This window comes from uncultured Sulfitobacter sp., assembly GCF_947500075.1.
Classification (GTDB): Bacteria; Pseudomonadota; Alphaproteobacteria; order Rhodobacterales; family Rhodobacteraceae; genus Sulfitobacter.
Window position 1 is genome coordinate 499,501 of record NZ_CANMQS010000004.1, and the last position, 22,201, is coordinate 521,701.

Here is a 22,201-nt window from a genome sequence, read left to right on the forward strand (position 1 = left end):
GCCGGGGCGCTGACCATCGGGCTTTGACATGACACAGATGCGGACACCGTGGATCGCGTTGGGACTGCTGACCATCGCGGCCCACCTCGGGTTGATCTTTTATGGTCTGGTGCCGAACCTCGTGTCACGGCCGCTGCATCTGGCGTTGATCCTGCCCTGGGTGTTTGTGTTCGGCGCCTCGTCCGTGCCCCGCGCTGTGCTGGGCGGTGCTGTGGCCCTTATCGGCATTGCCTGCTGCGTGTGGATTGCGCTGAACCATCAAGTCTTGCGCAATCAATACGGATTTATCGAAGGGCAGGGGCAAACCGTCATGGCGGTGTTCCTGCTGCTGCTGGTGATGGAAGGCGCACGCCGGATGATCGGCTGGCCGCTGCCGCTGGTGGCGCTTTTGATGCTGGCCTATGGCCTCTTCGGCCAACACATCCCCGGAGAGTTCGGCCATTCCGGCACCCCGCTGGGCAGCTTTCTGGGTACGCTGGTGATTGCCGAAGGCGGCATCTGGGGCAGTCTGACAGGGGTATCGGTGGGCGTCGTCTCCGTCTTTGTGATCTTCGGCGCGGTCCTGAATGCGGGTGAAGCGGGGCAGGGTTTTATGAACGTCGCCTCCGCCGCCGCCGGCCGGTTGCGGGGCGGGGCGGCGAAGGTCTCCGTGCTCTCCTCGGCGCTCTTTGGCTCGATCTCCGGCTCGGCCTCGGCCAATGTCGCTTCCACCGGGGCGATCACGCTGCCTGCAATGACCAAGCTGGGATACCCCAGGAAACTGGCCGCCGCGGTTGAGGCGGTGGCGTCTTCGGGTGGGCAGATCATGCCGCCGCTGATGGGGGCAGGGGCCTTTGTCATGGTCGAACTGACCGGCGTGCCCTACACCGACATCATGTTCGCGGCCCTGCTGCCCGCCATTTTGTTCTTCACCACCGTCTGGTTCGGGATCGACGCCTATGCCACGCGGTATGAACTCAAGGGCATTCCAGCGCACGAACGCCCCGCGCGGCGCGACGTGGTTGTGACGTCACTGTTCTTTGCCGTGCCCTTCACCGTGCTGCTGCTGGCGATGTTCGCGCTCAAATACACCCCGCAATATGCCGCCGCACTGGCGATTTTCGTGGGCCTCGTGGCGCTCCTGTTCAATGGCAAGACCGGACTGGACATCCCGCTGGGTCTGAGCCGCCTGGGCGATGCCTGCCTGAATGCCGGCAAACAGATCGCCATGATCGGATCGATCATCATCTGCGCGTCGATTGTGATCGGGGTCTTGGGCATCACCGGTTTGGGGGTCAAGCTGACCTCCTTTATCGTCTCGGGGTCCGGCGGGTTGCTCTGGCCCTCCTTGCTGCTGACCGCATTGGCCTGCCTGCTGCTGGGGATGGAAGTCCCCACCACGGCGGCCTACGTCATCTGTGTGTCTGTCGCGGGACCTGCGCTGATTGATCTGGGGCTGGAGCCCTTGCAGGCGCATCTCTTTGTGTTCTGGTTTGCGCTTTTGTCCACCATCACGCCACCGGTCTGCGGCGCGGTTTTCATCGCGGCCGGTATGATCGGAGAGAACTGGCTGCGCGTCGCGCTCAGCGCGATGGCGCTGGGGATCGGGCTTTACGTCATTCCGCTGGGCATGATTGCAAACCCGGACATCATCCGGCTGAAGCTGAATGCCGCAGGGGCGGGTCTGGCCTTTGTGCAAATGGCTGCCGGGTTGGGGTGTCTGTCCCTCGGGATCATCTCAAACCTGAATGGGGTGTTGCGTGTTGCACTTATTCTGGGCGGGTTGTGGATTGTGTTTATCCGGGTGTTGATCTGATCTACCTGTACCCGTGACGGCGTGGAGTGAGGCCTTGCAACAATGACAATACGGTTCTTTTCAGACGCAAAACGCCCTGTCCACATGGGGCCTTACCCGACCGAACGTCTGGCGCGGATTGCTGATGTGCCTGACCTCACCTCCGTACCGCCTGTCGTGCATTTGTCCTACGACAGGCCCTCTGACCCGCGCTCCATCGTCAATGCGATGCGCGAACATCAGGCGATGCTGGATGCGATCCGGGATGGGTTGATCAACAAGGCCGTGGCGCAGGCGCCGACAGACCCGCAGGAACGCGCCAACCACCTCAAGGCGTTTGGGTATTTCTCCGATGCAGCCCTTGTCGGGACCTGTCTGCTGCCCGCTGCTGCCGCGCTGGACACACCACACCGCAACCCGGATGTGGCGCGGCTGGCGCAGGACCTGCAAACCCGGCAGACCAAAACGCTGGCTTCCGGCATCGACATGATCATGGCGGACCTCAAGGAATCGGTGGAGGCACCCGACACCGGGATTGACGGCCACACCCACGCGCTTGTGTTCCTCTATGAAAACCCCCGCGATCCGGAGCCGGGGGAGGAAGGCACCGATTGGATCAAGGACGCGCAGGCCCACCGGGCCGGGCTTCTGGCGGCCGAAACCGCTGTGGTGCTGGCCAACTACCTGCGCCTGCTGGGCTATGATGCCCGCGGCCACACGGTTTCCAGCGCGGATGTCGATCTGAACAGACTGGCCGTTGCCGCAGGCCTTGCCACGGTTGAAGGCGCGACCCTCTCGCACCCCTACATCGGCGCGCGCTTTGGTCTGGCGGCTGTGACCACCACATTCGAAGTCGCCCCCGACCACCCCCTTGCCCCCATGGCGCAACAACCCAAATCCGCCTTCGGCGCCGCCTGGACCTGGGGCACCGCATCGGCCAAGAACGCACTGAACGCGCTGCCCTATGCCAAGCGCCGCTTTGTCGATGGCGCGCATCCCTTTGAGAACCTCAAACGGGTGGAGACACCCACGACCTACATTGATGAACCCAACGTCGCCCGCGTCCCCAAACGCACGGACATGTTTGCGCGGGCACAATTCGGTGACATGGGCAAGAAAATGCAGGACGCCGCCAAAGGCGGGCATTACGTGCGCAAGGCCGCCCCCTCGATGGCGCAACGGCGGGCCTTGGGTGCCTTTGTGCTGCTTCAGGACGGGGAGACTGCCCCGGAACAACAAACCCTCGACCCAGGTAAGGCGGCCGCACTGGTCAAAGCGACCAGCTATTACCTCGGCGCGGATGCCGTTGGCATTTCGCGCTGCCCCGACTGGGCATGGTACAGCCACGACGCACGCGGAGAGGTCATTGATCCGCCCCATGATCAGGCGCTCAACATGATCATTGATCAGGGGTATGAGACGATGGACGGATCGTCCGGCGACGACTGGATTGCCGTGGCCCAATCCATGCGCGCCTATCTGCGCTTTTCGCTGCTGGGCGGGGTGATCGCACGGCAGATCCGCAACCTTGGCTACAGCGCCAAAGCCCACACCGTGATGGACGGAGAGGTCCTGCAGCCGCCCTTGCTGCTTCTGTCCGGTCTGGGCGAAGTCAGCCGGATCGGAGAGGTGATCCTGAACCCCTATCTGGGCCCGCGTCTCAAATCCGGCACCGTGACCACCGACCTGCCCATGGCCCATGACAAGCCGATTGACTTTGGCCTGCAAACCTTCTGCGAAAGCTGCAACAAATGCGCGCGGGAATGTCCGTCAGGGGCGATCACGCTGGGCCCCAAACTGATGTTCAACGGCTATGAGATCTGGAAATCCGACAGCCAGAAATGCGCCACCTACCGTGTCACCACCCCCGGCGGTGCAATGTGCGGGCGCTGTATGAAAACCTGTCCCTGGAACCTTGAGGGCATCTTCAAGGAGAGACCCTTCCGCTGGGCAGCGATGAATGTACCGAAACTGGCCCCGGCTTTGGCCAAACTTGATGATCTGGTCGACAATGGCACGCTGAACCCGGTCAAAAAGTGGTGGTGGGATCTGGAGATTGAGGAAGATGGCGGCTACCGCCCGACCAAGCAACCTGTGAACAAACGGGGGCTGCAAAAGGAGCTTGATCTGAAGTACGAAGACCAGACCCTCGCCGTCTACCCCGCGCCGCTGGCCCCGCACCCCTATCCCTATCCCTTCCCGATGGACCGCGAAGCGGGGATCGAAGCATATCAGCAGATGGTCACGGCAGAGGAATACCAGCGCCGTCTGGCGCAGGGGGACACCAGCGTTGTCCACAACGTCCTGCCCGAAAGCGAAAGCCCGGTCATTCAGGTCACTGTCACCAAGGCCGAGGAAACCGCGACCGGCGTGATGAAGTATGAATTTGAACCCGTGGCGGGGGGCGATCTGCCCGCATGGGAGGCAGGCGCGCATCTGGATATCGTGGTCGCACCTGAGTTCCTGCGGCAATATTCCATGTCCGGCGATCCGGCGGATCGCTCCAAGTATCAGATCACCGTCCTGCGGGAGGACGAAGGCCGGGGTGGGTCGCTGTTGATGCACCGCATATTCACCCAAGGCCGGCGGGTGTTCATCTCTCACCCGATCAATCATTTCCCGCTTGAGCCGTCCGCCCGCAAAACGATCCTGCTGGGCGGCGGCATCGGCATCACGCCGATGGTGGCCATGGCCCATACCCTGCATGCGCAGGGGCGCGACTTTGCCATGCACTACTCTGGCCGCAGCCGCGCGACGATGGGGCTTCTGGAGGACATCGCGGGCTTTGACTGGTCCGACAAGGTGCAGCTTCACATCACCGACGAAGGCAGCCGTGCCGATCTGACGGAAGTTCTCGGCACCTATCAACCCGGCACCCATGTCTACACCTGCGGGGCAGACCGCTACATGGCCTCGGTCATGGCGGCGGCAGAACAGGCGGGCTTCCCCGAGGAAGCCCGCCATCTGGAATATTTCTCCGTCCCGGAGCAACCGGAATATGTAAACCACCCCTTCACGCTGAAACTGGCCCGGTCGGGCAAATCGCTCACCGTGCCCGCCGACAAGGCCGCAACAGACGTGCTGGCCGAAAACGGCATACAGGTGGACGTCAAATGCAGCGATGGCATCTGCGGTGTGTGCAAATGCGGTCTGCTCTCCGGACAGGTGGAGCACCGCGACTTCGTGCTGTCCAAAACGCAACGGGAAACGGCCCTGATCCTGTGCCAGTCACGCGCATTGGACAAAGACGGCGTGGTTGAAATCGACCTTTGAGGGGCGCAGCCCCCCTTAAAATCCGGATCAGCCGTGTTCACAATTCCTTCCAAAACACCACGCTCCATTGCAGGTTCCGCCCGAAAGACGTTAGATCACCTAAAAAGAACCAGATCGCAACGACCGGTCTGACTGTGTGGTGTATGGGTGTGCAGGGGATAGGTGTGAAAAGAGCAGCAATCGGGGTCCGCGTCAGGCAACTGGCGCTTGCCTGCGCAATGGGCTGTGCAACAGGGTCCATCGGGCTGGCTGCGGATCTCAGCCTGAAAGGCATTGATCCGGACAGTGCGCTCTATGCCACGCTTCTGGGCGGCTCGCTTCTGGCAGAGCAAACGGCCGAAGACGCAACCCCATCGACGCAGGAACTGGTCGCCGCCGCACAGGCGGACTACGGGCGGCTGCTGGCCGTGCTTTATGATGAGGGGTTCTTCGGCCCGGTCATCACGATCACACTGGACGGCAGGGATGCCACGACGATTCCGCCCGTGCAGCCCCCCAGCCGCATCTCCACTGCGGTCATCACCGTTGATACCGGTCCGCAGTTCCGCTTTGGCACGGCCCGCATCGGCCCCATCGCCCCCGAAACCGAGCTGCCCGAAGGTTTCGCCACCGGGCAGACCGCCAGCCTGAGCGTGCTCAAAGACACGGCGGCGGCGGGGATCGAAGGCTGGCGGGCGCGAGGCTACGCCAAAGCCACGCTGGCAGGTCAGGACCTCACCGCGCGCCACCGTGATCAGACGATTGATGCGGACATCACACTGGCCCCCGGCAAACGGCTGCGCTTTGGCCCGCTCAGCGTGAAGGGTGACAGCAAAGTGCGCACCGAACGCATCCTCGAAATCGCAGGCCTGCCCACCGGGCAGGTGTTCTCTCCCGAAGAACTGCGGCTGTCCCAGACCCGCCTGCGCCGCACGGGGGCCTTCAACGCTGTGGCCCTGCTCGAAGCGGACCAGATCGGCCCGAATGATACCCTGCCCATCACCGCGCAACTCACCGACGCGCCCCAGCGCCGCTTTGGCTTCGGGGCAGAGCTTTCATCGCTCGAAGGGCTGACGGTCAGCACGTTCTGGATGCACCGCAACCTGTTGGGCGGGGCTGAACGCCTGCGGCTGGAGGCAGAGATCGGCGGCATCGGCGGCAATTCAGGCGGTGAGGATTACACCCTCTCCGCCCGGTTTGAACGCCCCGCCACCTTCAACGAAGACACCAATTTCTACGCGCTGGCAGAATTGGCGCAGCTGGATGAGGTGAATTTCTTCTCCCGCCAGTTCGACATCGAAGCAGGCATCGAACGCATCGCCAATGAAAACCGCACCTACCGTCTGGGCCTCGGCCTGCGCACAGCAGAGACGGAGGATGCCTTTGGCACCAACCGCTACACCCTGTTGACCCTGCCGCTGGAGGCGGAGTTTGACTACCGCGACGTGGAACTGAACCCCACGGATGGATACTTCCTGAAAGTCAGCGCAACGCCTTTCCTCGCCATCGATGGGGCCGACAATGGCGTGCGCAGCTTTGTGGATGCCCGCGTCTATCGCACCTTTGGCACGGAGCGTCCTGTGACCTTTGCCCTGCGCGGACAGCTGGGATCCGTAATCGGTCCCGCGTTGAACGTGGCGCCAGCGGATTACCTTTTCTACTCCGGCGGCGGTGGTACCGTGCGCGGGCAGCCCTATCAGGCGCTGGGCGTTGATCTGGGCGGCGGCAACGTCGTGGGCGGGCGCAGCTTTGTCGGCCTGCAAGCCGAAGCGCGGGTGAAGATGACCGACGCCATCGGCATCGTGGGTTTTGCCGATGCAGGCTACATCGGGTCTGAGGAATTCATTGATGGGTCCGGTGAGTGGCATTCCGGCGCGGGTCTCGGCCTGCGCTACGACACCGGGATTGGTCCCATCCGACTGGACCTTGCCGTGCCCACCTCCGGCCCGGACACGGGCGAGAACTTTCAGATCTACATCGGCATCGGGCAGGCGTTCTGATGCGGATCTTGATCCATATCGCCGCTGTTGCCCTTCTGTGGGCGTTCTCCCTGTCCGCTGCCATGGCCCAGGACGCGGACAAGGACTTCCTCACGCGCACCATCCAGAACGCACTCAGCGGGGCAGGGCGCACGGTCAGCATCGACGGCTTTGCCGGCGCGCTCAGCTCCCGCGCGTCATTTGAACGGATGACCATCGCTGATGACGACGGCATCTGGCTGACGCTGGAAGACGTCCTGCTGGATTGGGACCGGGGCGCGCTGCTGCGCGGGCGGCTGGAAGTCCAGCACCTGACCGCCGCCCGTCTTGATCTGCCGCGCCTGCCGCAGGCAGAGGAAGGCGCGGAGCTGCCCGACGCCGAAGCCACCCCCTTCAGCCTGCCGGACCTGCCGGTTTCCGTGAACCTTGCCGATTTCGCCATTGATCAGATCACCCTCGGCGCGCCGCTTCTCGGAGAGGCGGCGCAACTGCAACTCAAAGCCAGCGCGCGTCTGGACGGGGAGGGGTTTACCATCAACCTCACCGCCGCGCGCACAGATGCCAAACGGGGCGCGTTCATCATCAAGGGTGACCTGAAACGCGACGACGATCTGCTCGACCTCGACCTGCGCCTGTCGGAAGGCCAGGAAGGTCTGGTTGCGCGCCTGCTGCAAATCCCCGATCAGCCCGCTGTTGACCTGTCGATCAAGGGCGCAGGCCCGCTCACCGATCTGGTCACGGACCTGCAACTGGCCACCGACGGGCAGGAACGGCTGGGCGGGCAGGTCACGCTTTCCGTGCAACCCTCCCGCCGCAACGACAGCCAGCCGGACCGCCGTATTCAGGCCGACATCGGCGGCGATGTCACGGCCCTTCTGGCCCCCCGGTTTCAGGATTTCTTCGGCGATGACGTCCGCCTGCGCATCGACACACTGCTGGAAAGCAACGGCGCGGTCGAAGTCAGCACCTTCGACCTGACCGCCCAATCCGCCCAGATTGCCGGCGCGCTTACCCTGAACGCGGACAAATGGCCCAGCCTGATCGACATCACAGGCACCATCACCAGCCCGGACGGCACGCCCGTGCTGCTGCCCCTCAGCGGGGAGGCGAAGACCGTCGAAGCCATGGACCTGCGCATCGCCTACGATGCGGCTGATGGCGATGCGCTGAACGCGGATTTCGACATCACCGCCCTTGCCATGCCCGGTGTCGCCATCGTCCGCACGCAACTGGGCCTTGATGGTACGCTTATGGGAGACGTGGGCAGGGTCGGGGCTTTCGAAGGCGATGTGACCTTTGCCACAAATGGCCTCGCCCTCACCGACACGGCCCTGTCAGAGGCGCTGGGGGAGGCGATCGCTGGCCGCGCCACCATCGCCTACACCGAAGGGCAGCCGACGCGGATCAGCAACCTTGACCTGTCCGGCGCGGATTATGGCCTGACCGGCAACGCCGTGATCGCGGGGATTGAAGACAGCCTGCGCACCGAACTCGACGCGCGGCTCGAAGCCCGTGACCTCAGCCGCTTTTCCGCACTGGCCGGGCGGGAGATGGACGGGCGCACCGCCCTCGACCTGCGCGGTACAGTGACGCCGCTGGATGGCGCCTTTGACCTGACCGCCGATGGCAGCACCGATGATCTGAAGCTGGGCATCGCACAGGCCGACGCAGTGCTGGCCGGGCGCACCACAGTTTCCCTGCAAGCCCTGCGTGATGAAACAGGTACTTTCCTGCGCGACCTGATCTTGCAGAATGCCGCACTCAACCTGACCGGGGAAGCCGCTTTACGCAGCGATAACAGCGATGTACGCGCCGACTTTAAACTGAATGACATCGCCCTCGTCGTGCCCCAGTACGAAGGTCCCGTCACGGTCAGCGCCACCGCCACTCAAGATGCGGCAGGCTGGCGCGTGGATGCCCGCACCGATGGCCCCTACGACGCGGCTCTCACCGCCAAAGGCCTCGCCACGGGGCCAAACGCCCGCATCGCTTTCACCGCCGATGTGCCCGAAATGAAACCTTTTGCCGACCAGATCGGAGGCCCGGTCAACGCCACCGGCACCCTGCACCAAACCCCCGACGGCTGGCGCGTGGACACCGACGCCAGCGGTCCCTACCAGACCCAAGCCGCCATCGAAGGGCTGATCTCCCCGCTCGACATCACCTTTGATGTCTCGGCCCCCGATGTGAACCCGCTGGTGCCGCATGTGAACGGCCCGCTCGCCGCCACAGGCCGCCTGCGCCAGACCCAGAACGGGCTTGAGATCGCCACCCGGGCCACCGGCCCCTACCGCGTCCGCGCGACGGTCGCAGGCCAGATCACCCCCAGGATCGCCATCACCTACGACCTGACCCTGCCGGACGTCCAACCGCTTGCGCCGCAATTCACCGGCGCGCTCAGCGCTCAAGGGACACTCAGTCAGGAAGATCAGGGCTTCGTCATCGACACCACAGCCCAAGGCCCCTACGGCCTGCGCGCCGCTGTCGAAGGGCTGGCCACCGGACCCAAGATGCGGCTGCGTTTTGACACCAGCCTGCCCAACGTCGCCCCGCTGGCGCCGGGGATCAACGGACCCTTCGCCGCCACGGGCGTTGTGCGCCAGACTCCGGATGGCATCGCGGTGGAGACCGACGCAACCGGCCCCTACCGCAGCACGGCGGCCATCGCGGGTGTTGTCACCGGCCCGCAAGCCAATGTGACCTATGACATCGACATGCCCAACCTCGCAGCCCTCGTCCCCGGTCTGAACGGCCCCCTCGCCGTGGATGGCACAGCGCGCAAACAGGGCGATGCCTGGCGCATCGACACCGGCGCAAACGGCCCCTCGGGCACGCAGGCCCAGATCGCGGGCAGCGTGAACCCCGGCGGCGCCCTGAACCTCGACATCGCAGGCAACGCCCCGCTGGGGCTGAGCGCCCCTTTCATCGCGCCGCGCAGCCTGCAAGGGCAGGCGCGCTTTGACCTCCGCGTGAACGGCCCTGCGGCCCTGTCCTCCGTCACCGGCACCATCCGCACGGACAGCGCCTCGCTGTCTGCGCCGAACCTGCGGGTTGCGCTGAACGGCATCGCCGCAACCATCCAACTGGCCCGCAACCGGGCCGAACTGGACATCACAGGCAACGCCGTGACCGGCGGAAGGCTGCGCGTGGGCGGTGCTGTGACCCTGACCGGATCGCTGCCTGCTGACATCCAGATCGGTCTGGAAAACCTCGCGCTGATTGACCCCAAACTCTACGCCACCACCCTCAACGGCGCGCTGCGGCTGGCGGGGCCCCTCACGGGCGGCGCGCGGATCAGCGGTGCCATCGAGGTGGGTGAGACGGAAGTCAATGTGCCCTCCACCGGCCTCACCTCCATCGGGGATATTCCCGCCATCACCCATATCGGTGCGACGCGCCCGGTGATCTCGACCCGGCGCAAGGCAGGCGTTGATGAAGCCAGCCGCGCCGACGCCGCAAACGGCAGCAGCGGTCCGGGCTTCGGCCTTGATCTGCGCGTCAATGCCCCCAACCGCATCTTCGTGCGCGGGCGCGGGCTGGACGCGGAACTGGGCGGCGGGCTGACCCTGACGGGCAGCACCAACAGGGTGATCTCTGCCGGGCGGTTCTCCCTGCTGCGCGGGCGGCTGGACATCCTCGGCCAGCGGTTCGACCTGACCGAAGGGGCCATCCAGTTTCAGGGCGATCTGGTCCCCTTCATCCGCTTTGTCTCTGCCACCGGCACCCGGACAGGCGAAGTGCGCGTGATCGTCGAAGGCCCCGCTGACGCGCCTGAAGTCACTTTTGAATCCACCCCCGAAGCCCCGCAGGACGAAGTCCTCGCCCAGCTTCTGTTTGGCCGCAACATCGGCGACATCTCCGCCTTTCAGGCGCTGCAACTGGCCAGTGCGGTGGCAACCCTAGCAGGGCGGGGCGGCGCCGGCGTGATCTCCAACCTGCGCGACGGATTTGGTCTGGACGATCTGGATGTGACCACCACCGACAATGGCGCCACAGCGGTGCGGGCGGGCAAATACATCTCTGAAAACATCTATTCCGACGTGACCGCCGCGTCAGATGGTACAGCGGATGTCTCCCTGAACATCGACCTCACGCCGAACCTCAAAGGCAAAGCCACGCTCGGCTCGGACGGTGACACCGGCATCGGGATTTTCTTCGAAAAAGACTACTGACGCACCCACACAGCCCTCCATCAGCGCGCCCGCCTTTTGCCCCAAACAGATGCGCTGCCTGCATCGCGTGCTGACGGCAGCCACCATACCACCCCCGCTCCCTCTTTTTGGCTGTAAATATCCTGCACCCCGGCGCAACCGGACGCCCGGCCTGCGCTTATCCCTCAGCGCCCGCGCTGAAATGCCCAAACCGCCCCCGGTCAAACAGCAACCCCGCGCCCGAGCCTTTCCGCTCCGCCGCATGGGTCACCCGACCCACAATCAGCGAATGATCCCCGCCCGGATGCACCGCGTAGCGGTCGCAGTGAAACACGGCCAGACACCCGCCAATCATCGGCGCACCCCTGGGCCCTTCGGCCCAGTCGAGCGTGTCCAACCCTTCTCCCTGCCGCGCAAAATGCTGCGCGACCCCCTGCTGGTCCATGCCCAGCACATGGATGGCAAAGTGATCGGTTTGGGCAAAGGCGTCATGCCGCTTGGACCGAAGTGCAGCGCACCAGAGGATCAGCGGCGGATCAAGCGAAACGGACGTAAACGAATTCGCCGTCATGCCGATGGGGCCAATCTCGCTCTGCGTTGTGATAACAATCACGCCCGTGCCAAACCGCCCAAAGGCAGAGCGCAGGGCTTCGGCGTTCTCGGCCGGCGCAAAGGGGATCATGTCGTCATGGGCGTTCATGGGGCAAGCGGTGCCATGGGGCCGGGGAATTGTCCAGAGATAGGGCGTTTGTAGAACATGAAAGGCTGTTTCATCACTTGTCGGACAACAAAGGATGTATCCTTTGGAGGACGACGTCATGCGCGGCGCTGCGCCCCTGTGCAGATGTGCCGCAGAGCGCAGGCGGGCCACCGTCTTCGGCCAGAATTGCAGGGCCTTTGGGCGTGCAGATGCCAAAGGCGTCAAAGGGGGTCAGCGCTGCAAACGGCCCGTCTTTCTGTCCAAACGTCAGCACATGTGCTGCTGCGGACATGGAAGACACGGGGTGCCCGAAAGCGCTGAGATACTCCGGCGACAGGGCGATGACCGTCTTGATCCGCCGATCCCCCCGCAGGCTGGCAAGCGCATCGACATCCATGCTGTCCAAACCGACCCCTTGCGCTGCAAACCAGGCGCAATCGGGGCCTTTGGTTGGCCCTGTGCAACTGGTCATCACGTGATCCCGGGACAGCCTGCCTCCGGCGATGGACAAAACAGCCGTCCCACCAAGCGCGAAACCCACCGCTGACACTGCCGTCATATCGGCCACATCATGCCAAATGGGGGCCGCACTGATGGCATCCAGTGCCCGAACGATATCCCTTGGCCGTTGCCAGATTTCGTCGATCGCCTGCGTGGCATTTGCCGGACGCGGGGCGTTGACCTCAATCGCAAGATACCCTGTGCGCGCCAGTGCTGAACTCAGCCAGGCACCGGAGTCTGTCGCGGATCGCAGCCCTCCATGTGAAACAAGAACCACCGGCAAAAGAGCATCAGGGAGAGGCGCATCAACCACGCCCTGAACCCCTTCAAAGACGGCATTTCCCCCAACGGTTTGCGCGGTGCCCCCCTCAGCCGGATACCAGAGTGTCAATGACAGCGGCCTCTCACCCTCAATCATCAACGTCCGTACACCGACGGTCCCATCAGCAACCGCATAACAGGTCCAGACAAGATAAAAACTCAGGATCGCGAGGCAGCGCATTCAGCCCTCCGGGGTTAGGTGCATATCAATCCCGAGACGCCTACCAATCCGCTGCCACCTGCACCAGTCAAACCGGTCCCGAAGGGCCAGACGCGCGCGACTATCCCCGGTTCATCCGGTTCTCAATCAGATCATCCACCACCGATGGATCCGCCAGCGTTGAGGTATCCCCCAGCGCGCCATAATCATTCTCCGCAATCTTGCGCAGAATACGCCGCATGATCTTGCCCGACCGTGTCTTGGGCAGCCCCGGTGCCCACTGGATCAGATCGGGCTTCGCAATCGGCCCGATTTCTGTCCGCACCCAGGTCTCCAGCTCCTTGCGCAGGGCGTCTGACGGCTCCTGCCCCCCCATCAGCGTCACATAGCAGTAGATGCCCTGACCCTTGATGTCATGCGGATAGCCCACAACCGCGGCCTCTGCGACGGTGGCATGGGCCACCAGAGCGGATTCCACCTCCGCCGTGCCCATCCGGTGGCCGGAGACGTTGATCACGTCATCCACCCGGCCCGTGATCCAGAAATCCCCATCCGCATCGCGTTTGCAGCCATCGCCGGTGAAGTAATACCCCGGATAGTCGCTGAAATAGGTCTTTTCGAACCGTTCGTGATCGCCCCAGACCGTGCGCATCTGACCGGGCCAGCTGTCGGCAATGACGAGCACACCCTCCGCCGGATTGCCGTCCAGCACCTCGGCCGAGGTTGGCTCCAGCACCAGTGGCTTGATCCCGAAATAGGGCTTCATCGCCGCACCGGGCTTCATGGCATGGGCACCGGGCAGGGGGGTCATCAGATGGCCACCCGTCTCGGTCTGCCACCAGGTATCCACGATGGGACACCGCCCGCCGCCGACAACCTCGTTGTACCAGTTCCAGGCTTCGGGGTTGATCGGCTCCCCCACGGTGCCCAGCAGGCGCAGGCTGCTCAGATCGGCCTTTTTCACCCAGTCGTCACCTTGCCCCATCAACGCCCGCAAGGCCGTCGGCGCGGTGTAGAACTGGTTCACCTTGTGCTTCTCGCACACCTGCCAGAACCGGCTCGCATCCGGATAGGTCGGCACCCCTTCGAACATCAGCGTCGTGGCCCCATTGGCCAGCGGACCATAGACGATATAGCTGTGCCCCGTGACCCAGCCCACATCCGCCGTGCACCAGAAGATATCGCCCTCGTGGTAATCAAAGGTGATCTCATGGGTCATCGCCGCATAGACCAGATAGCCGCCGGTGGTATGCACCACCCCCTTGGGCTGCCCGGTGGAGCCGGAGGTGTAGAGGATAAACAACGGATCCTCAGCATTCATCGGCTCCGCAGGGCAGTCGTCGCTGACTTCTTCCAACTGCTCATGCAGCCAGAAATCCAGATCCCCGCGCCACGCAACCTGCTGGCCGGTGCGTTTGACAACAAGGCACTTCACTTCGTCAAAGTCATTCAGCAGCGCCTGATTGACGTTGTCCTTCAGGTTGGTCACCCGCCCGCCGCGCGGCGCACCGTCAGAGGTGATCACCAGTTTCGCGTCACAGCCATTCACCCGTGCCCCAAGGGCATCCGGAGAGAACCCCGCAAACACGATGGAATGAATGGCCCCGATCCGCGCGCAGGCCAGCATGGCATAGGCCGCCTCAGGGATCATCGGCATATAGATCACCACCCGGTCGCCTTTACCGACACCAAGGTTTTTCAACACATTGGCCATCTTGCAGACATGGCCGCGCAGTTCCGCATAGGTGATGTGCAGCGCGTCATCATGCGGGCTGTCCGGCTCCCAGATAATCGCGGTGCGGTCCGGCGTTGCGGCGGCGTGACGGTCCACGCAATTGGCCGCCACGTTCAACTGCCCATCCGCGTACCAATTGATCTTCACGTTCCCCAGCGTGTAATCGACGTCTTTCACCTGCGTGAACGGCTTGATCCAATCCACGCGGCCCGCCTGATCCGCCCAGAACGCATCGGGATCAGCGATAGAGGCGTCATACATCTGGCGGTAGCGATCCGCATTCACATGGGCTTTGGCCGCAAAGTCAGCACTGGGCGGGTAGGTCTTGGCATCGGACATAGGTCGGGTCTCCTCCGGTGGTGGGCCTGCGTCTTGGATTGCGCAGCGCTCCGGTCGTTTGGGCAAAGCTTATGGCCATCGGCGGATGAAGGGAACACGCAACACGAAGACCGCGCAGACCTTCTGTAAAGTTTTTTCCGCAAGGCCGAAAAGGTGTAAAGACCTCTGCCTGCCGGATCGGGGTGATGCGTTTGCATGTTGGGCCGGACGATAAGGGACAAGGTGCATGGCCTGGCCAAGCCAGTGCCAGGCTCAGGTCGTTTTCTCGCCCAGCAAACGTCCCGGCAGCAGCGCGTTGTTATGCTCCGGACTGTCGAGAATGGCATAGATGCAGGAGGTCATTTTCCATGACCCGCCATAGCGGCGGAAGATGGAATAAACCGGGAAAGGCGCGCGTTCCGCGGTGCCATCGCGATGCAGCATCTGGCAGACATGGGTTGAGCCGATGGTGCCTTCATCCAGAAACTCCGACGATACCACGGTGCGCACGAAATCGACAAAACCGTTGTCTTTCATGTACTGCCGCACCCCGGCCAGCGACTGGCGAATTTCCTGATCTGACACGAACACCCGCTGACCGTTGATGGTCTCCATCAACAGCGGCAGCGCGACACATGAGATGAAAATGCTGTCGTCATTCTCCAGAATCGCCTTGCCGGTGAGGTACAGGATCTCCTCCGCCACGCTCTCTGCAGCAATGTCTTGCGTCATGCAATTCAGCCCAAGAATAACGACAAATCCGGAAATCCCGGCCCGGTCATAGCCACCCGTCGAACGGTCAGAACCGCCCATGCAGCGCAAGAAATACTATGGATTCGGCATTTCATGCAAGCGGGCCACTCCGGAAATGGTTGTTTTAGTCCAATTTTCAACCATGGCGCGAGGAGCGGCGAACAAGTCGCTCTTGCCCTTTGTCACATCGCCCGTCAGGCTCTGCGGCGTTATCCACAACCGGAGCCTCCCATGACCGAACTGCCCCAAACGATGGCTGCATTCGTCCTTCACCAGCATGGCGGCATGGAGGCCCAGCAGTTCCACACCGACTGGCCTGTGCCGCAACCGGGGCCGGATGATGTGCTGATCAGGGTGGGGGCCTGCGGGTGCAACAACACCGACATCAATACACGCACCGGCTGGTACTCCAAATCGGTGACGACTGCGACGGATGGTGCTGCGGCGCAGACAGTGCAAGGGCAGGACGACCCCGCATGGGGCGGCAGCCCGATCCGGTTCCCGCGCATTCAGGGCGCGGACGCCGTGGGCCGCGTTGTGGCGCTGGGGGCCAATGCGCCTTCGGATCTGCTGGGCAAGCGGGTGATGCTGGACTGCTGGCAACGCGATTGGTCCGACCCGCTGAACCGGGACAAGACCGGGTACTTCGGGTCCGAACGGGACGGTGGCTTTGCCCAGTACACCACGGCCGATTACCGCAACACCCATGCAATCGACAGCCCCATGACCGATACGGAGCTTGCCACCTTCAGCTGTTCCTACTCCACCGCCGAGGGCATGCTGGCGCGCGCCGAAGCCGGGCAGGGCGATCATGTGCTGATCACAGGCGCTTCGGGCGGCGTGGGATCTGCGCTTGTGCAACTGGCCAAGCGGCGGGGCGCCTTTGTCATCGCTTTGTCATCCCCCGCGAAACAGGACGCGCTCAAGGCGCTTGGCGCAGATGTCACGCTGGACCGCGCCCCGCCCGATCTTGCCGCCGCCCTGCAGGCTGCAACGGGCCGGGCCACCGTCGATGTGGTCTGCGACGTGGTTGGCGGCGACGACTGGCCGCAGATCATTGAGGTGATGGCACGCGGGGCGCGTTTTGCCTGCTCTGGCGCCATCGCAGGCCCGATGGTCACGCTCGATCTGCGCACGCTCTACCTGCGCGACCTGACCTTCCACGGCTCCACCGTGGTGCCGCCACATATCTTCACCGACCTGCTGGGGTATATCGAACGGGGAGAGATCAAACCGCTGGTCGCAGGCACCTACCCCCTCTCTGAGCTTCCCGCCGCGCAAACGGCATTCATGGACAAAGCCCATATCGGCAATATCGTCGTCCTGCCAGAAGCAGGCTGAAGCCGGTTGCGACACCGACGAATGTCTCAGGATTTGTGCGAAATTCCGCACAGTGATCGTGGATGGTCAAATCGACGTGGGTTAAGGTCGCGCCATAACACGCTGTTAAAGAATAAAAATCCAATCCAATAAGGCATTTCCCGATAAATGTTTGCAACCCTTCGCGCCGCAGGCTTTCCTTGGCGACGTAACGCGCGCGATTCCGGGCACAGAAGGCGGCAATAAAGCCGCCCTGCACAAAGACCCACCGTGCGCCAAAACTGGATGTGCCCCATGGCACTTTGATAAGGGAGAAACCTATGACCAAGTATTTGAGCGGCGCCGCCGTCTGCGCAATCAGCTTCGCTTTTGTGAGCGAAGCCGCAGCCACCGAATGGAACGTCTCCGTCTGGGGCAAACGCCGTGCGTTTACCGAACATGTTGAGAAAATCGCGGAACTGGTGTCGGAGAAAACCGGCGGCGAATTCACCATGAACGTCAGCTACGGCGGCCTGTCCAAGAACCGCGAAAACCTCGATGGTATCTCCATCGGCGCGTTTGAAATGGCGCAGTTCTGTGCCGGCTACCACCGCGACAAGAACCGCGTGATCACCGTGCTGGAACTGCCGTTCCTCGGTGTTGAGAACCTTGAGCAGGAAGTGGCCGTGTCCAAAGCCGTCTACGCCCACCCTGCCGCCACCGAAGAGATGGCGCAGTGGAATGCGCGTCTGCTGATGACCTCACCCATGCCGCAGTACAACCTTGTCGGCACCGGAGAGCCGCGCGATGATCTGGCTGACTTCGAAGGCATGCGCGTGCGCGCCACGGGCGGTCTGGGTCAGGCGTTCGAAGCCGTTGGCGGCGTGCCGACTTCTGTGACCGCAACCGAAGCCTTCCAGGCGATGGAATCCGGCGTTGTGGACACCGTGGCCTTCGCCCAGCACGCCCACCTCAGCTTCGGCACGATCAATGAAGCCGACTGGTGGACCGCCAACCTCAACCCCGGCACCGTGAACTGCCCCGTGGTGGTGAACATCGACGCCTATGAGAGCCTGTCGGACGCGGAGCGTGAGGCGCTCGACAGCTCGGTGGACGAAGCGCTCGATCACTATCTGGCCAACTACGCCGAACTGCTGGAGCGCTGGGACAGCGTGCTGGAAGAGAAGGGCGTGCAGAAAGTCGAGATCGCCGATGACGTGATCGCCGAATTCCGCGCCAAGGCTGCCGATCCGATCCGCGACAAGTGGATTGCCGACATGGAAGCACAGGGCCTGCCGGGTCAGGAGCTCTATGATCTGGTGGCCAAGACACTCGCGGATGCAAAAAGCGGCAGCTGAATGATCGCATTGATGGGTGAGATCACCCATCCTACGGGTGCGCGGGTCTCGCGCGCCCGTTTTGCGACCTGACACACCCCGTAGGATGGGTGCTCGCACCCATCGCACCCACGTAAAAGGACATACCCATGGCAGGCTCCGCCGCAGTCCTGGAGGACTCAAGCCTCCTCAGCCGCCTCGACCGCGCGCTTCTCCCGCTGGAGCGGTTCTGCGCGCTGATCTCCGGCCTCGCGACCTTCTCGCTGATGTTCCTCGCCGCCTATTCCGTGACAGGCCGCAAATTCTTCGCCTCGCCGCTGGCAGGCTACGTGGACTACATCGAAGCCGCGATGCCGATCATCGCGATCATGGGCGTGGCCTATGTCCAGCGTGACGGCACCCACATCCGCATGGACATGCTGGTGGGCAAACTCAAGGGCCGCCTGCTGTGGCTGTTTGAACTCATTTCCGTCCTGCTGATGCTGCTGCTGATCGTCTTCCTCACCTGGGGCGCGTGGGAGCACTTCGACCGCTCCTTTGACTGCGCCCGCCCGCTGTGCAGCCGCGACAGTTCCATCGACATCGGCCTGCCGATCTGGCCCAGCAAACTGGTGGTGCCTTTCGCCTTCGCCGTGCTGGTGCTGCGGCTGCTCTTGCAGGCCTGGGGCTTTGGCCGCGCGCTGGTGCTGGGGCTGGAAAGCCCCGTGGCGGTGCCGCTGTCACTGACAATCGAAGAACAGGCCATGGCCGAAGCCAAAGCGCTGGAAGGGTCTGACTGATGGAACCGATTGAAATTGGCCTCTGGGTCTCGGGCGGCATGCTGGTGATGGTGGTGCTGGGCATGCGCGTGGCCTTTGCCGCCGGTCTGGCAGGTTTCGTAGGCCTCGTCTGGCTGCGCTGGAACGGCTTTGACTACGACCCCGACCGCTTCTGGAAAGCGGTTGAGATCAGCACCAAGATCGCAGGCCTCACCCCGCACTCCAAAGTCTCCGCCCAGGTGCTCAGCCTGATCCCCGTCTTCATCATGATCGGCTACCTGGCCTATCACGCCAAACTGACGATGGCGCTGTTTGAGGCGGCCAAACGCTGGGTCGCATGGGTGCCCGGTGGCCTCGCCGTGGCCACGGTCTTCGCCACCGCAGGTTTCGCCGCCGTTTCCGGCGCTTCCGTCGCCACCGCCGCCGTCTTTGCCCGCATCGCCATCCCGGAAATGCTCAAAGTCGGATACAACAAACAATTCGCCGCAGGCGTCGTGGCCGCAGGCGGCACGCTCGCCTCGCTGATCCCCCCCTCCGCCATCCTCGTGATCTACGCGATCATCGTCGAACAGGACGTCGGCATGCTCCTGCTCGCAGGCTTTATCCCCGGCGCGTTCTCCGCCATCGTCTACGCCACCATCATCATCGGCATCGCGATGGTCTTCAAATCCGTGGGCCCGCCGGTGGGCGGCTTCACCTGGGGCGAACGCTTCGCCTCCCTGCCGCCCGCCTTGCCCATCGTGGCGGTGGTCGTGATCATCATCTTCTTCGTCTACAACCCATTCGGTGACGCATGGGGCACCCCCACGGAAGGCGGCGCGGTGGGCGCCTTCATCGTCTTCCTGATGGCGCTCTACAAAGGCATGCGCTGGGGCCAGCTGAAAGAAGCCCTTCTGGAAACCGCCAAGCTCACCGTGATGATCTTCACCATCATCTGGGGCGTGCTGATCTACGTCCGGTTCCTCGGCTTCGCCGAACTCCCCGATGCTTTCGCCGCATGGATCACCACGCTGGAGATGTCGCCGCTGTCGATCCTGATCTGCATCCTGCTGGCCTATGCGGTGCTGGGCATGTTCATGGACGCCATCGGCATGCTGCTCTTGACCCTGCCCGTGGTCTACCCGGCGGTGATGGCCCTGAACGGCGGTGAGATGGTCTCCGCCGCAGACAGCGCCTTCGGCATGTCGGGCCCCATGTGCGCGATCTGGTTCGGCATCCTTGTGGTCAAAATGGCCGAATTCTGCCTGATCACCCCGCCCATCGGCCTCAACTGCTTTGTGGTGGCAGGGGTGCGGGATGACCTCAACGTGCAGGACGTGTTCAAGGGCGTCACCCCCTTCTTCATCGCCGACGCCATCACCATCGCCCTTCTGGTGGCCTTCCCCGGCATCGTGCTCTGGCTCCCGTCACTGGCCGGATAAAACCCAAACGCCATGCCCGCGCCCCTCACGCCGGGCATGGCAAACCTCACCCCTTCAATCCCGGTGCCTGCCGCGCGCAGATCCCGCGCGCCCGTCGCCACCAAGCCACCGCCCTGGCCCCTCTTTTTGGCCAGAAATATCCTTGCACCCCAGCAGCCCCAAACGCCCCGCTGATTACTCCACAATATCGCCCTGAAAAAACGCCGCAGCCTCCGCCGTCTGCGGCCCTTCAAACACGCCGGGTGCCCCGCCTTGCTCATGCAACCGCCCGTTCAGCACAAACACCACATCCGTGGCCAGCCGCCGCGCCTGACCCAGATCATGGGTGGTCATCACGATCCGCGTACCGCCCGCATGGGCCGCCTGCAACACCGCTTCAATCTCCCGTGTTGAGCGCCCATCGAGGTTCGCACAGGGCTCATCCAGAAACAGCACACGCGGCGCGCGGATGAGCGCCCGCCCCAACGCCAGCTTCTGCTTCTCCCCGCCAGACAGCCGCGGGGCAGGGCGGTCGAGCATCTCTTCCAGCCCGATCCGCGCCGCCCAATCCACAACCTTGCCCGCAATCTCCGCCTTCGGCATGCCCAGCAACTGCAAGGGGTAAGCCAGGTTCTGCCGCACCGACCGGCGCAGCATGATCGGGCGCTGAAACACATAGGCCTGCTCCTGCCGTGCCGCCGCGTCCCCGCTGGACCACGCCACCGTCCCCGAGGACACCCGCTCCACCCCGTGCAGCACCTTCAATAGCGTCGTCTTGCCCGCGCCGTTTGGCCCCAGCACAATGGTGAAACCGCTGCCGCCCAAGGTCAGGGTGATCGGCCCAAGGATCGCCTTGCCCCGCCGCGTCACGCACACCTCTCTCAACTCAACAGAAGGCCCTACCATGTCCCCTCCCGCTCTGTCCGGGACAGGGTGTGGATGGCGAAGTTCACAATCAGTGCCAGCGCGATCAGCACAAACCCCAATCCCAGCGCCAGCGCGAAATCCCCCTTGCCGGTCTCCAGTGCAATCGCCGTGGTCAGCACGCGGGTGGCGTGATCAATATTGCCCCCCACGATCATGATCGCCCCCACTTCCCCAATCGCGCGGCCAAACCCCGCCAGCGCGCCGGTCAGCAACGCCCGCCGCCCGTCCCAGATCAGCGTCACCACCCGCTGGCGGCTCGACGTGTTGAGGGAGATCAACAGATCATGATACTCCGCCCACAATTCCCGCATCGCCTGATGGGTGATCGAGGCAATGAGCGGCGTGATGATGACCACCTGTGCGATGATCATCGCCGTAGGCGTGAAGAGCAGCCCCAGCACCCCGAACGGCCCCGACCGCGACAGCAGCAGATAGACAATCAACCCCACCACCACCGGCGGCAGCCCCATCAGCGCATTCAGCGTCGCAATCGCCGCCCGCCTGTAGCGAAACCGCCGGATCGCCAGCCATGTGCCGAGGGGCAGGGCAACACCGCAAGCAATCACCAAAGCCGACAGGCTGACCTGCAAGGACCGCAGCGTGATCTCCACCAGATCCCCGTCCAGCGTGACGATCAGCCGGAAGGCTTCCAGCATGCCGGCCCAAATCTCATTCATTGGAAATCTGTCCTAACCGCCGCGCCGCGCCCGTTAGTCCAACCGCACGGCAGGACCGGAGGTCCGCTCCTGCGCAGAGAAACCCACCTGATCCAGCACCGCGTTTGATCCCACGGCGATGACCGCAATCGCCACAAAGGCAACAAGCATGGCTTTCAT

At 63.4% G+C, this 22,201-nt stretch carries 15 protein-coding genes; 8 read left to right on the plus strand and 7 right to left on the minus strand.

The window, feature by feature from the left end; all coding sequences use genetic code 11:
• Positions 1-37 precede the first annotated feature (37 nt).
• The 4 genes from Q1A91_RS15340 to Q1A91_RS15355 all read left to right on the plus strand — a co-directional run bounded on the left by Q1A91_RS15340 (position 38) and on the right by Q1A91_RS15355 (position 11,177).
• Positions 38-1,795 carry a TRAP transporter permease gene (locus Q1A91_RS15340; protein ID WP_367278683.1) on the plus strand — a complete coding sequence of 586 codons (1,758 nt, stop codon included), beginning with the start codon at positions 38-40 and terminating at the stop codon, positions 1,793-1,795.
• A gap of 42 nt (positions 1,796-1,837) precedes the next feature.
• Positions 1,838-5,047: a reductive dehalogenase domain-containing protein gene (locus tag Q1A91_RS15345; protein ID WP_299879201.1), complete on the plus strand. Its 3,210-nt coding sequence runs from the start codon at positions 1,838-1,840 to the stop codon at positions 5,045-5,047.
• Positions 5,048-5,211: 164 nt separating this feature from the next.
• Entirely contained in the window at positions 5,212-7,026 is a 1,815-nt protein-coding gene (locus Q1A91_RS15350; RefSeq protein ID WP_299879204.1) for an autotransporter assembly complex family protein, read from the plus strand.
• Positions 7,026-11,177, plus strand: a complete 4,152-nt coding sequence (locus tag Q1A91_RS15355) for a translocation/assembly module TamB domain-containing protein (protein ID WP_299879207.1) — start codon at positions 7,026-7,028, stop codon at positions 11,175-11,177. Before Q1A91_RS15350 ends, Q1A91_RS15355 begins: the two co-directional genes overlap by 1 nt.
• Positions 11,178-11,334: 157 nt before the next feature.
• Here Q1A91_RS15355 and Q1A91_RS15360 read toward each other — a convergent pair whose 3' ends face one another.
• The 4 genes from Q1A91_RS15360 to Q1A91_RS15375 all read right to left on the minus strand — a co-directional run bounded on the left by Q1A91_RS15360 (position 11,335) and on the right by Q1A91_RS15375 (position 15,704).
• Positions 11,335-11,856 carry a flavin reductase family protein gene (locus Q1A91_RS15360; protein WP_299879210.1) on the minus strand — a complete coding sequence of 174 codons (522 nt, stop codon included), beginning with the start codon at positions 11,854-11,856 and terminating at the stop codon, positions 11,335-11,337.
• 73 nt (positions 11,857-11,929) lie between these two features.
• Entirely contained in the window at positions 11,930-12,859 is a 930-nt protein-coding gene (locus tag Q1A91_RS15365) for a hypothetical protein (RefSeq protein WP_299879213.1), read from the minus strand.
• A gap of 100 nt (positions 12,860-12,959) precedes the next feature.
• Positions 12,960-14,912 carry an acetate--CoA ligase gene (gene acs, locus Q1A91_RS15370; protein WP_299879216.1) on the minus strand — a complete coding sequence of 651 codons (1,953 nt, stop codon included), beginning with the start codon at positions 14,910-14,912 and terminating at the stop codon, positions 12,960-12,962.
• Positions 14,913-15,164: 252 nt separating this feature from the next.
• Complete coding sequence (locus tag Q1A91_RS15375) at positions 15,165-15,704, minus strand: hypothetical protein (RefSeq protein WP_299879218.1); 540 nt, start codon at positions 15,702-15,704, stop codon at positions 15,165-15,167.
• A 171-nt stretch (positions 15,705-15,875) separates the two neighbouring features.
• Between Q1A91_RS15375 and Q1A91_RS15380 the strand changes: the two genes are divergently transcribed.
• The 4 genes from Q1A91_RS15380 to Q1A91_RS15395 all read left to right on the plus strand — a co-directional run bounded on the left by Q1A91_RS15380 (position 15,876) and on the right by Q1A91_RS15395 (position 20,459).
• The gene (locus Q1A91_RS15380; RefSeq protein ID WP_299879221.1) at positions 15,876-16,985 is read left to right on the plus strand and encodes an alcohol dehydrogenase family protein; all 1,110 of its coding nucleotides are present in this window, start codon (positions 15,876-15,878) and stop codon (positions 16,983-16,985) included.
• A 299-nt stretch (positions 16,986-17,284) separates the two neighbouring features.
• Positions 17,285-18,301 carry a C4-dicarboxylate TRAP transporter substrate-binding protein gene (locus tag Q1A91_RS15385; RefSeq protein ID WP_299879223.1) on the plus strand — a complete coding sequence of 339 codons (1,017 nt, stop codon included), beginning with the start codon at positions 17,285-17,287 and terminating at the stop codon, positions 18,299-18,301.
• Between the two features lie 128 nt (positions 18,302-18,429).
• Complete coding sequence (locus Q1A91_RS15390) at positions 18,430-19,059, plus strand: TRAP transporter small permease subunit (protein WP_299879226.1); 630 nt, start codon at positions 18,430-18,432, stop codon at positions 19,057-19,059.
• Entirely contained in the window at positions 19,059-20,459 is a 1,401-nt protein-coding gene (locus Q1A91_RS15395; RefSeq protein WP_299879229.1) for a TRAP transporter large permease, read from the plus strand. The genes Q1A91_RS15390 and Q1A91_RS15395 overlap by 1 nt, the downstream gene beginning before the upstream one ends.
• Before the next feature lie 174 nt (positions 20,460-20,633).
• On the opposite strand, the gene Q1A91_RS15400 is transcribed toward Q1A91_RS15395, so the two are convergent.
• From Q1A91_RS15400 to Q1A91_RS15410, 3 genes are read right to left on the minus strand one after another with little or no spacing between them, the layout of a single operon-like run.
• On the minus strand, positions 20,634-21,344 hold the full coding sequence (locus Q1A91_RS15400; RefSeq protein WP_299879232.1) for an ATP-binding cassette domain-containing protein: 711 nt from the start codon (positions 21,342-21,344) through the stop codon (positions 20,634-20,636).
• Complete coding sequence (locus Q1A91_RS15405) at positions 21,338-22,042, minus strand: ABC transporter permease (RefSeq protein ID WP_299879235.1); 705 nt, start codon at positions 22,040-22,042, stop codon at positions 21,338-21,340. Before Q1A91_RS15405 ends, Q1A91_RS15400 begins: the two co-directional genes overlap by 7 nt.
• Positions 22,043-22,075: 33 nt before the next feature.
• On the minus strand, positions 22,076-22,201 hold the full coding sequence (locus tag Q1A91_RS15410) for a hypothetical protein (protein ID WP_299879238.1): 126 nt from the start codon (positions 22,199-22,201) through the stop codon (positions 22,076-22,078).

Excerpts from the sequence above, each read along its gene's own strand:
- Q1A91_RS15345 (WP_299879201.1), top strand. The coding sequence starts at position 1,838 with ATGACAATACGGTTCTTTTCAGACGCAAAACGCCCTGTCCACATGGGG.
- Q1A91_RS15380 (WP_299879221.1), top strand. The coding sequence starts at position 15,876 with ATGACCGAACTGCCCCAAACGATGGCTGCATTCGTCCTTCACCAGCAT.
- Q1A91_RS15395 (WP_299879229.1), top strand. The coding sequence starts at position 19,059 with ATGGAACCGATTGAAATTGGCCTCTGGGTCTCGGGCGGCATGCTGGTG.
- Q1A91_RS15410 (WP_299879238.1), bottom strand. The coding sequence starts at position 22,201 with ATGAAAGCCATGCTTGTTGCCTTTGTGGCGATTGCGGTCATCGCCGTG.
- acs (WP_299879216.1), bottom strand. The coding sequence starts at position 14,912 with ATGTCCGATGCCAAGACCTACCCGCCCAGTGCTGACTTTGCGGCCAAA.
- Q1A91_RS15340 (WP_367278683.1), top strand. The coding sequence starts at position 38 with ATGCGGACACCGTGGATCGCGTTGGGACTGCTGACCATCGCGGCCCAC.
- Q1A91_RS15365 (WP_299879213.1), bottom strand. The coding sequence starts at position 12,859 with ATGCGCTGCCTCGCGATCCTGAGTTTTTATCTTGTCTGGACCTGTTAT.
- Q1A91_RS15390 (WP_299879226.1), top strand. The coding sequence starts at position 18,430 with ATGGCAGGCTCCGCCGCAGTCCTGGAGGACTCAAGCCTCCTCAGCCGC.
- Q1A91_RS15360 (WP_299879210.1), bottom strand. The coding sequence starts at position 11,856 with ATGAACGCCCATGACGACATGATCCCCTTTGCGCCGGCCGAGAACGCC.
- Q1A91_RS15385 (WP_299879223.1), top strand. The coding sequence starts at position 17,285 with ATGACCAAGTATTTGAGCGGCGCCGCCGTCTGCGCAATCAGCTTCGCT.
- Q1A91_RS15355 (WP_299879207.1), top strand. The coding sequence starts at position 7,026 with ATGCGGATCTTGATCCATATCGCCGCTGTTGCCCTTCTGTGGGCGTTC.
- Q1A91_RS15375 (WP_299879218.1), bottom strand. The coding sequence starts at position 15,704 with ATGGGCGGTTCTGACCGTTCGACGGGTGGCTATGACCGGGCCGGGATT.
- Q1A91_RS15400 (WP_299879232.1), bottom strand. The coding sequence starts at position 21,344 with ATGGTAGGGCCTTCTGTTGAGTTGAGAGAGGTGTGCGTGACGCGGCGG.
- Q1A91_RS15405 (WP_299879235.1), bottom strand. The coding sequence starts at position 22,042 with ATGAATGAGATTTGGGCCGGCATGCTGGAAGCCTTCCGGCTGATCGTC.